This is a genomic window from Thermogemmata fonticola, assembly GCF_013694095.1.
Taxonomy (GTDB): Bacteria; Planctomycetota; Planctomycetia; order Gemmatales; family Gemmataceae; genus Thermogemmata; species Thermogemmata fonticola.
The window spans coordinates 191423-204524 of sequence record NZ_JACEFB010000001.1 but is presented as its reverse complement, the minus strand read 5'-3'; the positions used below and the strand labels follow the sequence as shown (position 1 = coordinate 204524).

The window sequence follows — 13102 nt, the reverse complement described above, 5'->3', positions numbered from 1 at the left end:
AGGTCGAAGACGACAGCGAACTCTATGGTCTATTCCGTCTCCAGCCCAGAATTTATAGCCGAGTCTCTGTCTCGTCGCAGAACACCACCCAGTATGACTGTTTCGTTAGTATTCTGTTCACTCAATCTTGTTTTTTTGGGATTCATCCCGTGCAGCGGATTCGTTTCGTGGATGAATCTGATATTCCGCGGCTGGAGGGTCAATGGTATCGTACCCTAAAACTCAAGGAAGCTACCGGGTACCATGTATCGGCAGCTCGCGTGATTGTTTTCACTCCGGGGTTACTCATACGATATAATTTAGCATGTACGAGTAGGAAGGGTGGCAGAGCGGTTGATTGCACCGGTCTTGAAACCCCCTCCGGGGGTCCGTGGAGGGATGGCCGAGTGGTTTAAGGCAGTGCTCTTGAAAAGCACCGTCGGGGCGACCCGACCGTGGGTTCGAATCCCACTCCCTCCGCTTGCTGGAATGGCCGAACGCCCTGGGAAGCCCGTCGCGAGCGGTATTCCCAGGGGTTCGGCCTTTTGGTTTTCAGAAGATCTGGCCCCTCCCCGCTCGTCCCCTCCAGTCGCCCGATTGAGCATGTTCGCGTAGTCGTCCCTGGTCGCCTTTGCCAGGCGTTGGCGGTCGGGGACGGCGTATCCGGCGGCGTATCCGAGGGGTGGCCCGATTTGTCTGACCAGCACCCCCGGATTCGTCTGACCAGCACCCCCGGACTGCTCTTCCGTGGCCCGTGTACTTTTTATGTGCCCCGGCTAGAATGGTGGTAGCCGGAAGCACCGGACGGGTCTGTCGTCGTCTCGCCGGTGTTCGCGAAGGACTTGACCACGAGCTTCGGGGTCGCCTTTCCTCGCGATGAGTTCCGCACTGACGGTCCGGCTGTCGGTGCGTACTCGATGCGAGGAAAGAGCATGTCTCCACGCACCTCCCAACCAGGGGATCGACCCCCTGCCCACGTTGACCGACTTGACCAAGTTGGCCGAGTTCGTCAACTCGGCCAATCCACTAAGCCGGGTTTCAAGAAGGCTTCCGAGATCAAGACCGCCGCAGTCGAATGGCTGTGGTCCGACCACATCCCAGTCGGGTCGCTCACTGTGCTGGAGGGCGACCCCGGCCACGGAAAGAGCACCGTTACCTACGATATCGCCGCCTGCGTTTCGGCAGGGCTGTCGATCCCCTTCCGGGATTCCGCCGTCGAGCCGGCGGGAGTAGTCATTGTCCAGGGCGAGGACGACACGGAGAGCAAAGTCGTCCCTAGCCTCCAGGCCGTCGGGGCGGATCTCGACCGAATCGCCTTCATCGAATCCCTGATCCTGCCGGACGACCTGCGGGAAGTGGAGTCGGCGGTCAAGAGAATGTCCGCTCGGCTGCTGGTCATCGACCCCATCACCGCCTTCTTCGGCACGAGCCTGAACAACGACCAGTCCGCCCGCAAGGTTCTCGGGCCGCTCCAGGAGATGGCGAAGAAGTGGCGGCTGGCCGTCGTCCTTGTCCGCCATCAGCGGAAGGCCGGCGGGCGTTCCGAGTACCAGGGGGCCGGCAGCATCGGCATCATCGGGGCAGCCCGGTCAGGTCTGCGTGTCGAGGATGACCCGCAGAAGAGGCCCTTCACGCACCGGCTGGTCAACTTCAAAGGCAACCTCTCCCGTGGTTCCCCGGTCTGCTACCGCACCGTGAGGGACGACGCGGGCATCATCACGGTCGAGTGGTCGGTGTACAAGCCGCCGGTCGGCTTCAGTCTGGGGTCGGCCAAGAAGTCCAAGATGCAGGAAGCGGAGGACTTCATTTACCGGCTCCTGGGCAACGGGCCGATGATGTCCAACGAGGTCTTCCGGCTCGCCCAGGAGAACTCCCTCGCCCGGAAGACCGTCGAGCGGGCCAAGCGGAGGATAGGTGTCGTTGACTGGAAGGAGGGCGACGGGAAAACCACCCGGACCTTCTGGGCACTCCCCCGTCCCCGCCTTGGCTTCTGCACGGCGACGGCCCTGGCCGTGGGTGAGTTAATGCGGGCAGCGGTCGTCGGCAGCACCGGCCAGCACCCCCGCGTCGTTGTGGACAACAACCAGGTGCGGGTGGTGCGGATTCATCTGGATGACCGCCCGATTCTGCAACTCGATGTGAACACCGACGAGCGGCGGGGCTGGATCGAGGCAGCGGACGGCCAGGAGGCCGTGACCTTCGAGCTTGACGACCCGGCCCTCTGGGAGAGGTTCCGGTCGATGATGAAGGAGTTCGGGCTGACATGGGCCGATGACGAGTACGCCCGGCTGACCTGCAAGCCCGATTGATCGACCGCAATAGTGCCCAGGTCCATGCCGATCATCTTCTGGGACGTGGCAAGCACTCGCTGAGAGCGAGTGCAGGTCTGCCCGACGTGGGTCTGGCCGAGCAGTTTCGCTGCTCGGCCAGGCCCGGTGCGACCAGACCTGTAGTCACTCGTTGACGGCCTGTTTGCCTCGCGACGACCAGACTGCCCCGCCTCGACCCCGCTCTTGCCCGCCTGCTACAACCGCCGACCGTCCTGGACTTTCCTTAGCCCTCCTCGGCCACGCGAGCCGCCGCGAAGGCCAGCGGGCCGTCTTGCCGCTTCCAGGCCAAAGGAAGCGAACGGAAAGCCCCGGCGGTAGTGACATCCGCCGGCCTTAGGGCACCTTCGACCACTGGCTGTTGACGAGCCGCAACCAGCAGCCGTCGCTGCCACACCGCTCCAGTCGCTCCTTCACCCGGTCGAGGGACATCCAGAAGAGGCGGTTGCCCGCATCGGCGAGCGGCTGACCCGTCCCGTCGAAGAGCCGGACCTGGCTCATTTCCTGCTGGGGGAACGTCGAGTCGGTGGTGATCGCCAGCAGGTAGAACTCCCGCACCGCACCCAGCGACTGCCGCAGTCCAGCCAAGTCTTCGGCCAGGCTGACCCGCCGCCACTGCTCCCGCTTGCCGGGGTCGGGCTGGAAGTGGTGCCGCCAGTAGAACACGTCGTTGGCGAGAACCTCCGGTCGCAACGTGACGTGCCGTTCGTTGATCTCGCCCTGGCCGGCGGAGGCTCGTAGGGCATTGACGAACCGCCAGCGAAGTTCAAGCTGGCCGTTGAGTTTCGAGTTGTAGTCGCGGACCAGGCGGCGGACCAGTCTCCTGCCGTCTGCCTCGGCGAGCTTCGCCTGGATGCTGTCCGACGGCTCTGGCTTTCGGAACGACTTCCAGAACTTGACCGGCTTGCCCTCGACGAACACGAACGAGGTGTTCGGCTGGCCAAGGGCCGTCAGGATCGCTCCGTCCGGGTTGCCGAAGCCTGTGTTACCGAGGCTGAACTCGGTCAGGACGCGGTGCAAACCGACTGGTCCGACGACCTCGCGGAGCTTCCTGCCGGTCCCGTCCATTGCGTTGTCGAGAACGAGCGACAGGTCACCCTCAAGGACCGCGTGGAACAGGTACGCCAGGAGGCCCCGCTCGGAGTAGAACCAGATGCGGTCGTTGCCGGGAGGTCGGAAGAACTGGCCCACCTTCTGGTCCCTTTCGCAAGCGTTGCTCTGGCGGTTCGTTCCCGATTCTCCCTTCCCCGGCACCGGATTGTGACCGGCTCACATCCCACCCCGTTCACGGAATGCGTCGGGCTGCCAAATCCTTCCGGACATTTTCCTCAGCAAAGGGAGGCCGGCAATGGCCGGGAATCACAAGGTCGCCATTTATGCTCGTGTGAGCACCGACGAGCAAACCGTCGATCCGCAACTCCGCGACCTGCGGGAGTACGCGGCCAACCGGGGCTGGCGGGACGTGCAGGAGTTCGTGGACGTGGGCGTGTCCGGGGCCAAGGACAGCCGCCCGGCGTGGAACCGGCTGTGGGACGCGATCCAGAAGGGCCGGGTCAAGGTGCTGTTCGTGCATGCCCTCGACCGGCTCGGTCGCTCCCTGCCCCATTTGGTAAAGATCCTCTCCACGCTGGTCGAGCGGGACGTAGTGCTGGTGTCATTCCGGGAGAACATCGACCTGTCCACCAGCACGGGCCGGATGGTCGCGGGCCTGTTCAGCGTCCTGGCTGACTACGAGTTGTCGATCATCCGTGAGCGGACGAAGGCCGGGATGCGGGCGGCTCGGGCACGCGGTAGCCAGATCGGCCCCAAGAAGCGGCCCTTCGACGCCGACAAGGCCACCCGGCTGCGGGACCAGGGCTGGGGCCAGATTCGGATTGCCCGCGAGTTGGGCGTCGGTGTCGGGCGGGTCAACAGGTGGGTGAAGGAAGAATACGTTCCGCCGGATCGGAGAACGAGCCGGTAGGAAGCCGTAAGTGGGGGCGAGGCGGGTGACAGCCCGCCTCAGTTGTTCTCGGGGTCGCTGGCAGAAGCGACAAGTTGGCTGACGACCGCCTCGATGCTCATGCCGAACGGCCTGGCGTTCCAGCAGACCTTGAACGGGCCGACCCGCCGGATGCGGTCCAAGTTCAACGCGGCTGGCGAAGACGGGTCGAAGTCGTTCGGCTCCATGAAGCCGACCATCGACAAGTTGCCGATCAGCTTCTTGACCTTCTTGAAGGTGTGGCGGACCCCGGACACGAAGGCGATAGGCCGGAACAGCAGTTCGTAACTCGCCGCCCTCGACGGCTCGCCGTACCTTGCGAAATGGGCGGCCTCGAACCGCTCCACCGAACCGACCAGGTTCGGGAATAGGACGGCGACGTAGCGGCCCCGCCGCTCGGCGAAGCCGAGGGCGAACCAGTCGCCGGGCCGGTTCTCGGACCAGACCAGCAGGTGGTCGGCGATGGCGTGGGCCTGCGGCAACACGAAGACCGGGAAGACGCCGCCGTTGTCGGCCATCCACAGGCAGGCATCGGCCAGGCCGCTGGGGAGACGGTCGGCCTCGGCCAACAGCCGGTTGAACTCCTCGTCCCCGACCGACAGCACGCGGCCCGGCTCGCCCGTGAGCAGCGGGACGTAGCTAACCACCACCACGCTCTTCGGGCCATCGCCGTCTCTTCCGGGCAGTTCCACACGCCGCATGGGTCACTCCTCCACAGGACGGCACCCGCCCGTTTGCGGAGCCGATGCGGCCCAACGAGGGGGTGATCCTGGCGTGTGACAAAGCGTCTGCGGCTGGGTAATTGTCGGGCCGAGTGCGGCAGGCCGGCGAAGCCCCCATGCGGGGAGGAATATGTCGTGCCGGAGCCGGGGGACCCGACCAGGGGCCTAGGGGACCCGTACAGCCTCCCCGCCAATACTTAGGGTTCGAGCAGACCGATTGGCGGCTCGGCTATTCCGCAAGGGGTGGCAGCCCGCCGCTATTCTCAGGGGTTTGCCGGGAGAGGGTGCGGAGGCCGCCGCCGGATCGGTATTCCGGCGGCCCAAACGCGGGGATTCCCAGACGGTCCTTTGGGAATGCTCCTCAACCCGAGACAGGTTTTCGATCTGCGGACATTGCAAAACGAGCCGGAGGCGGCTTTATTAACACAAATGTTTGAATCGTCTGCCGGGCAGGAACGAGGAGATGCAGCCCACGGAGCCGTCTGTGTCCGCGATAACGCCGACCACTTTTGAAGCCTTCTTTCTCACGGCCACCGGGGTGAGTCCGTACAAGTACCAATCCCGCCTTGCGGCTGCTGATCCGCTTCCCGAAGTCCTCGACGTGCCCACTGGCCTTGGGAAGACCGCCGCCGTGATCCTCGCTTGGCTGTGGCGGCGGACAAGCGGTCATCCCTCCTCGCCGGTTCCTCGGCGGCTCGTCTACTGTCTGCCGATGCGGACTCTTGTGACTCAGACCGCCGAGGCGGCAAGCCGGTGGACCCACAACCTGTCTGAGGCGAACCTGTTGGCTGAACCCTGCCGGGTCCACGTGCTGATGGGCGGCGAGCAGGCGGATGATTGGGACCTGCACCCCGAGAAAAACGCGGTCATTGTCGGCACCCAGGACATGCTGCTCTCCCGCCTCCTGAACCGGGGCTACGGGATGAGCCGCTACCGCTGGCCCATGCACTTCGGTCTGCTCGGGAACGACTGCCTGTGGGTCATGGATGAAGTCCAGTTGATGGGTTCCGGCTTGGCGACCACGGTTCAGGTCGATGCCTTCCAGAAGAGGTTCTGGCGACCCCTGCTGCCGTGCCACTTCCTCTGGATGTCGGCCACGCTCGGCGAGTCGCTGCTAAGGACGAAGGACCGCGAGGACCTTGATCTGGCCAAGATCGATCCGAAACGCTTGTTCTCGCTCGAAGAACCTGAGAAACAGGAGCCGGCGGTTCGGCAGAGGCTCGCAGCCGAGAAGACCATTGAAGTGCGGAAAGACCCCCCACCGCTCCGCAAGAGAGACGGGTCAGGTGTCCTTGACCGGCACCAACCAGGCCGGATTTCCCTTCTTATCCTCAATACGGTCCCCGTTGCACAAGACTGGTTTCGGCAGGTCCAGGCGGCCATTGCAACCGGAGCGAACGGCGACGGGGATGCTCGGCCAGCGGCGATCCTGCTTCACAGCCGGTTCCGACCACCGGATCGGCAGCGTCACATGGCGAGTTTGCAGCGGTTCGTGGAGCGGCAGGGCAAGGAGACGGGAGCGGTCAACGATCACCCCGGTCTGATCCTCGTCTCGACCCAGGTCATCGAGGCTGGCATCGATATTTCCGGCGTCCGACTCTGGAGCGAGATCGCACCCTGGCCGTCGGACGTGCAACGCCTGGGCCGGCTGAACAGGGAGGGGAGACAGGACGGTGCTGCGGCGACGTTCTGGATGCCCGGCAGCACCGACGAGAACGACAAGGGAGCACCCAACGAGAGCAAGAAGAAACGCGAACGGATCGGCCCGTACTTCAGGCGAGACCTGGAGGCGGCCCGGAAACTGTTGGAGTCGGTACGACAACTGATGGAGCAAGACGGCGAACGCCGTCCCTACCGCGAAGCCCTTGACGCTGTACTCAAGACGGAGGAAAGCCGCCAGGGCCTCGAAGTGGAGTACGAAGCGGTCATTCGGCCTCACGACTTCCTCGACCTGTTCGCGACCGAGCCGGATTTGGCCGGTGGCTTCACTGACGTTTCTCGTTTCGTCCGCGACCAGGACCGGAACGTGGACGCCTACGTTTTCTGGCGGGACGCACGGACGCCGGAACGCAGCGAGCCGGCACCAATGGCGGACGAACTCTGCCCCGTGCCCTTCTACTCGCTCCAGCAGTTCTTGGGGGCGAAAGGGACCGCCCGCGAGTGGGATGCCGAATCGGGCCAGTGGATCACCCGATGGGCCTCTGAAGTCCGACCGGGGATGACGCTCCGGCTCTGGCAGAAGCAAGGCGGCTACGACCCGGACCTCGGCTGGACCGGAAACCCGGCGGACGTTCCGACCGTGCATCAACCGGCAACGGTCTCCGTTCCCGACAAGCTGACGGCGGACGGAACCAGCGAGAGCCATGGCTGGCTGTCCCTCGCCGATCACACCGCCGACGTGATGGCGGAGACGAATGAACTGGTTGAGGCGTTCGAGTTGAGTGACAGGCCCGAGGGAATGGCGTTGTCCAAGGCCGCTCCCTGGCATGACGTGGGAAAAGCCTCTGTCCGCTGGAAGAACGCTATCGACCAGTTCCTGGCGAGCCTCCGACCGAAGGTCGCAGAATGCCGGCAAAAGGAAAGCGACCCGCAGGTACAGGGATTACTTGACCAATTCGCCGCACTGCTGGCCGTGCCGGGTGACGACTGCTGGGCGAAGTTTCCTGACATCAAGTGGCTGTTGGGACAACCAGACCTGCCCGCCGAGCGGAAAAAGGGACTCCGCAAGAGCCTCTACACTCCCTTCCAGCCGCGATTTCGTCATGAGGCAGCGAGTGCCCTCGTTGCCTGGAAAGCCTGGCGGGAAGGAACGGCCCCGTCGTTGAGTGGCCTCGCCGTCTACCTGGTCGCCTGTCACCACGGCAAGGTCCGAACTGTACTCCGCTCGATCCGGGGAACCGACGCGGTGTTCGGCATCCGCGAAGGAGAGGAACTTTCTCCAGTCGATGGACTCATCCCGGCTAGCACACCGATCCCGACGGAACCGAGGCGGTTCGGTGCGAGCGGGCAGTGGGACGACGAGGGCGGCAGGTTCAGGCTCGCGAGTACGTCCTGGGTATCGCTTGTGGAGGACCTACTCGGGACCTTACCCAAGGAGCACGAGGCGGCTGGCGACGGGGCCGACCAGGAACAGCCGGACGCCCTTGGCCCATTCAAACTGGCTTTTCTGGAGATGCTATTTCGTGTGGCGGACGCCCGAGCAAGTGCTCGTCCGGGGAAGGGGAGGAACCGATGACAGCCGATCTTCGCGTCCTCCGGTTCGATGGCCTACACCCGGACACTCTGGGCCACTACTTCGCTGCAGTCGGCTTGCTCGCTGCTGTCGGTCAGCACTGGCCGGATGTGCGGGGGTGCTGGCGTAACCGACGGTTCCTGCTCTTGCACGCATCGCTGACTGAAGAGCAGATAAAGGGCTACCTGCTTGATACATGGCAGCCGACCCGCTACGAGCGATGGTGGGGAGACGCCCAGAAGGCCGACACCAAGGCCAAGTCTTCATCGGAGGTCTGGCGGCTACGCAACAGCCGCTCCGTCCAGGAAGTGCAGGTGCTGGAGTGCCATCTTGTCGGACTGAGCCGCAACCAGTTCAACCCCGTGTTTGGTAAAGGCGGAACCCTGGGACAGCGTGACTTCGCAGACGTGTGGAGCGAGTGCTTGAAGAAAGCTCGCCCGACTACCAAGCCAGCAAAGGGAACGACTGGTACTTGCGGGGCACGAACCGCTTCCTCGGCGAAAAAGAGTAAGGCCCGCTTGAACACGGAGGCGTGGCTGGACGCCGCACTTACGGGGGACGACACTGCTGAACTGCCCAGCGTGTCTGCCGCCGGCACCTGGTTTGTGTTCGCCAACAAGTCTTTCAACACGGGACAGGACTGGTTCCGAGAGGGTAGGCTGTCCCCCTGGCTGTTCCTGCTCGCTGCCGAGGGGGCACTTCTTCTCGTAGGGGATGTCAACCGCCGGCTCAGCATCCGGGCAAGGCCATACGCGGTCTTCCCGTTCGTGTGTGACCCGGCCCAGCCGACGACTCCCGGCGAAGTCGGGATGTCGAAAGAGGGGGAGTTCTGGGCACCACTCTGGGATTGTCCGGCGACAATCACGGAGGTCCGTCATCTTTTGAAGCGTGGCCTGGCTCGGCTCGGGAATCGGTCGGCCCACGCTCCCCACGAGTTCGCGATCGCGGCCTTGGCTGCTGGGACCGATGCCGGTGTCGCTGAGTTCGTCCGGTTCGACCTGCGGCAGACGACCAGTGCCAAGGTCTACGAGGCGGTCCCGCTGGAACACATCACCGTTTCGCGGCCCGATAAAGCAGACTACGTGGATCGGCTCTCGGCCTCCACGCTCCTCTCCTCGCTCATTCCCTGGCTGAACCGCCTTCCGTATGAACCGCGAGACTCCAAGCAACGGGGACGCTTTCGCGGTCTTCGCGGGCCGGTTGAGGCGGCCATCATTCGGGTCAGCGAACGTCCGGACGAAGCGGAGCGGTGGCAACACCTGTTGCTGCTCCTGAGCCGGCAGCAAGCCCGGATCGACCGGAACAAATCGTTCCGCGAAAAGGTCCCCCCGTTGCCGTGGCTTCACCCGGACTGGTTCACCCGAGCCTGGCCCGAGCATCTTCCCTGCCCCGAGGAGGTCTTGCTGGCTCGGGCAATCGCGTCCATCGGGGCGGGCACGGCCTACCCGCTCCTATCGAATCTCTTCGGCGTTGAACTGGACCGCCGGGGAAACCCAACCTTCGTAGCAGGGGATCGGCCACCGCGAGTGGTGTGGAACGATGCGGAACCGCTCCGCGTGTTCGGTCAGGTTCTGTCCCGCCGTCTGCTCGACACGGAACCGGGTAAACCCCTGGCCCTGGGCGGAACATGCCTAGCACCTTTGGAGACGGTCGCACGGCTGCTGAGCGGCGACGACCTGAACCTCGACCAGGCAGCCGAGTGGGTCCTTGCCTTCAGCCTGATTGACTGGAAGGCCGCGAGGCCCAAGGTCCGTCGCGACCGTCTCCCCTTCGCAGGCGAGTTGCTCCTTCTGGGCTTGTTGCGGCCCATCTTCCATGAAAACCCGTCCTGTCTCTTCGACTGGCTCCCGAAAGAGCCGAAGGCGGCCCTGGCCCGACGCATTCTCAACTTGATCCAGTTTGGGTATCTGGACGAGGCGATCCAGGCCGCCAAGGACTACTACCAAGCTGCGGGCCGTTCCGTTGTGAATGTATCGATCGGTCGTTCGTTCGATGACGATCTTCCAGCGAGACTGGCGGCCACCCTCCTTGTCCCCCTCAGAAACCACGACATTCGACGGGGCCTGAGCCGCTGGCTCGTACCCGAAAAAGTGAACCTGAAATAAGGAGCATTCCGCCTATGCCGACAGCCGTGAAAATCTCCGAGCTTTCGACGAAGCACAAGCTGCTGGACCCCAAAGGCCCGGTATGCCTGATTATCCAGGCCCAGATGGGTGTTGCTGCTGGCCTCGACCGCTTCCAACCGGCTGGCTTTCCCGAGGTCGGCCACGTCATCTACGACGCCCCGCGTTCCGACGGGCAGTCCGAGAAGGTCTGCATCGTGGACAGTCCGGCGAGCATGGCCAACCACCTGGAACAGGTGTGCTTGGCCGGCGAGAACGACCCCGACCTGAACCCGGACCTGGCGGGGCTTCCCTACGTCAAGTGTGTGACGGATCGAGACCCGACCATCAACGGCGGGAGTGTGACGCTGAAGCCCGACGACCCGCGTGATCGCGTCGTCACGACCAGTTTGACTGAGGGGCACCGAATCGCTTCCGACTACTTCCTCGACGCGAGGCGGTTGGGGGCGGGAAGCCGGCCCGAGGAGTCCAGTTTCCGAGACGTGCTCCGCAGGGAGTTCCAGATCATCGAGGTGAAAAAGGACAAGACGTACTTCATTCCCCCGGAAGCGTGGTGGTCGATCTACCAGACCCTGTTCAAGTACGATCCGAACTCCCTGGTTCACGGTGTCCTGTTCGCGAAGGAGCAGATCAAGATCAGCCGGATACTGACCGCTCATCTCGAAGCGATCGGGGCCGCTCGGGTCGGTCGCTCCGGCGTGAAGTTTGACCGGCTCGGCAAGACAACCTCCGGCCAGCCGATCTTCGCCGTGGACGAGGAAACGGCACGAGAGATCCGGGCCACGTTCATCATCGACTTGGCCCTGCTCCGCTCCTATGGCCGGGATGTCAACCAAGGAGAAGAGAAGAAGACGCTTGGGCTTACTCGCCCACAGAAGGAGTTCCTGCTCGCTTTCGCCCTCTGGAAGATTCAACAACTTCTCGGCAGGACTTTCTCCTACCGTTCGGGTTGCAAGCTGCAGATGCAGAACGTCTCGATCACGACCGACGAGCAGAAGGAGGGCGACGAGCCACTTCCCGCGGAGTTGCCGCTGATCGACATTCGATCCGCGATTACTGCCGCCACGTTCCCCGCCGAGCCGATCACCCGCGTCTACTACCCCTTCGGGGACCTCTTCAAGCCGAGTAAAGAAGATGCGACGACCGGGACCGACGAGGGCGAGCCTGAAGAGGAAAGCGAGGAGCCAGATGGCCCTAGTGCTTGAACAGTCCTTCCCACTCGGGCGGTTTCATGCGACTCGCTGGAACCAGAACCCGTTTGAAGACCCCTACGGCGAGTGGCCGCCTTCACCCTGGCGGCTGCTCCGTGCTCTCGCCGCTCGCTGGTTTCAGTATAGTCGCGAGACGGGTGACTCGGACGATGCCTTGCGAAATCGAGTCCTATCCAAGCTGGCTCGGCAAGCCCCTTGCTTCCGGCTGCCCGAGAACACTTGGCGGGGGCGTGCGATTCACCAGTACCACCCGGTCGGTCTGGAGGAGCAGTACAAGTACAAGAAGGTTCCCGGCAGTGCGAAGCAGGTACTCGATTACAGCTTCAAGCAAGTCGGGACCACGCTGGTGCAAGACCACTACCGAGTCATCACTCGTCTCGATCCCGTCTACTGGATCTGGGAAGCTACCGAATTGGACTCCCAAGAGGAGCGGCTGTTATCTCAGGTGCTCCAGCGGCTGCTCTACTTCGGGCGTGCCGAAAGCTATTGCCGCTTTCAGATAGTGGACGACGGGCGGACGATCACTCCAAACTGTCGCCTGGAGCGAATTGCCGGTACTGGCAACCCCGTCCTTGTCGCAATTCCGGACCGAGAACTCAACCTGGAATCACTGCTTGCCGTCACTGACAGCGATCAGCTTAAGCAGCGTCGGATTCCGCCAGGTACGGCGTGGTACTACGCGACGATTCCCACCAAGAAGCCTGTTAGGCCAGTTCCTATGACACGGCGGCGGTATCCGCCTGATGTTCGGGTTCTCCAATTCGCTGTTGGAGGCAGGGTCTACCCGCCGGAAGCTCATTGGGTCAAGTTGACCGAGCGGTTCCGCGAGGAGGTAATTCGGCAGCGGTGCTTTCAGGTCAGTGATAGGCGGACCACACGATATGGGGAGTTGACCGACGAGGAACGCGATGCCCTTTCGTTGATCCGGGGCCTTGACGGTGCGGGGAATCGAGTGGATGGGCAGACTACGGCGTTCTTCGCCCTCATCCCTGACGCCGAGGGGCTGGCGACCCGCTTGATCTGCTGGAGAAACTCCCCCTTCACGGATGATGAGATCGACGCCTTTCTGGCGGCTACCGAACTACCTCTGGCGTGGGAACGGGGGAGTATGGACTGGCAGATCCGCTTGGTCGTTCTCCCATTCTCGGTCCCCCCGCCAGCAGACTACTGGTCGCCGGCCCAGGTCTGGCAGTCGGTTACTCCGTTCGTCCTGCCGGCGGGCCGCCAGCGATTTCGGCGGAACGGACGCCGCCGTCCAGGCGAGACACCCGAAGCCTGCCTCCGCAAACTGCTCGTGCGATTCGGGCTACCAGAACCCTTGGTGGAAGGGGTTGAAGGCGGCTCGACGTGGACGACGATCCATGAGACGCCTCCGGAAAGGCAGCGGCGTTCCGAGGAACGGGGGACAAGGATGCGACCCGGCTACCGCTTCCGACTTCAGTTCGGACAGCCAGTTCCTGGTCCCCTTTGCGTCGGTCATTCCTGTCACTTCGGATTAGGGTTGTTTCGACGAGCAACTTGATGCTT

General features: G+C 63.4%; 8 protein-coding genes and 1 tRNA gene. 7 read left to right on the top strand and 2 right to left on the bottom strand.

Going from position 1 to position 13102, the window contains the following annotated elements; genetic code table 11:
- Positions 1-372: 372 nt before the first annotated feature.
- A tRNA-Ser gene (locus H0921_RS00785) sits at positions 373-459 on the top strand.
- A 437-nt stretch (positions 460-896) separates the two neighbouring features.
- Complete coding sequence (locus tag H0921_RS00780; RefSeq protein ID WP_315851838.1) at positions 897-2288, top strand: AAA family ATPase; 1392 nt, start codon at positions 897-899, stop codon at positions 2286-2288.
- 354 nt (positions 2289-2642) lie between these two features.
- Here H0921_RS00780 and H0921_RS00775 read toward each other — a convergent pair whose 3' ends face one another.
- Positions 2643-3497, bottom strand: coding sequence for a hypothetical protein (locus H0921_RS00775; RefSeq protein WP_194536123.1), 855 nt, complete (start codon positions 3495-3497; stop codon positions 2643-2645).
- Positions 3498-3654: 157 nt separating this feature from the next.
- Between H0921_RS00775 and H0921_RS00770 the strand changes: the two genes are divergently transcribed.
- Positions 3655-4269 carry a recombinase family protein gene (locus H0921_RS00770; protein ID WP_194536122.1) on the top strand — a complete coding sequence of 205 codons (615 nt, stop codon included), beginning with the start codon at positions 3655-3657 and terminating at the stop codon, positions 4267-4269.
- Between the two features lie 38 nt (positions 4270-4307).
- Here the strand turns inward: H0921_RS00770 and H0921_RS00765 are convergent, their stop codons facing one another.
- Entirely contained in the window at positions 4308-4988 is a 681-nt protein-coding gene (locus H0921_RS00765; RefSeq protein ID WP_194536121.1) for a hypothetical protein, read from the bottom strand.
- 505 nt (positions 4989-5493) lie between these two features.
- On the opposite strand from H0921_RS00765, the gene cas3g reads away from it, so the two are divergent.
- From cas3g to csb2, 4 genes are read left to right on the top strand one after another with little or no spacing between them, the layout of a single operon-like run.
- Complete coding sequence (cas3g, locus tag H0921_RS00760; RefSeq protein ID WP_194536120.1) at positions 5494-8244, top strand: type I-G CRISPR-associated helicase/endonuclease Cas3g; 2751 nt, start codon at positions 5494-5496, stop codon at positions 8242-8244.
- Positions 8241-10346, top strand: a complete 2106-nt coding sequence (gene cas8g1 / locus H0921_RS00755) for a type I-G CRISPR-associated protein Cas8g1/Csx17 (protein ID WP_194536119.1) — start codon at positions 8241-8243, stop codon at positions 10344-10346. Before cas3g ends, cas8g1 begins: the two co-directional genes overlap by 4 nt.
- 14 nt (positions 10347-10360) lie before the next feature.
- Entirely contained in the window at positions 10361-11569 is a 1209-nt protein-coding gene (locus H0921_RS00750; protein ID WP_194536118.1) for a type I-G CRISPR-associated protein Cas7, read from the top strand.
- The gene (gene csb2 / locus H0921_RS00745; RefSeq protein ID WP_194536117.1) at positions 11553-13097 is read left to right on the top strand and encodes a type I-G CRISPR-associated protein Csb2; all 1545 of its coding nucleotides are present in this window, start codon (positions 11553-11555) and stop codon (positions 13095-13097) included. Before H0921_RS00750 ends, csb2 begins: the two co-directional genes overlap by 17 nt.
- The last annotated feature ends 5 nt before the right edge of the window (positions 13098-13102 follow it).

Excerpts from the sequence above, each read along its gene's own strand:
- H0921_RS00780 (WP_315851838.1), top strand. The coding sequence starts at position 897 with ATGCGAGGAAAGAGCATGTCTCCACGCACCTCCCAACCAGGGGATCGA.
- H0921_RS00770 (WP_194536122.1), top strand. The coding sequence starts at position 3,655 with ATGGCCGGGAATCACAAGGTCGCCATTTATGCTCGTGTGAGCACCGAC.
- H0921_RS00765 (WP_194536121.1), bottom strand. The coding sequence starts at position 4,988 with ATGCGGCGTGTGGAACTGCCCGGAAGAGACGGCGATGGCCCGAAGAGC.
- cas8g1 (WP_194536119.1), top strand. The coding sequence starts at position 8,241 with ATGACAGCCGATCTTCGCGTCCTCCGGTTCGATGGCCTACACCCGGAC.
- H0921_RS00750 (WP_194536118.1), top strand. The coding sequence starts at position 10,361 with ATGCCGACAGCCGTGAAAATCTCCGAGCTTTCGACGAAGCACAAGCTG.
- csb2 (WP_194536117.1), top strand. The coding sequence starts at position 11,553 with ATGGCCCTAGTGCTTGAACAGTCCTTCCCACTCGGGCGGTTTCATGCG.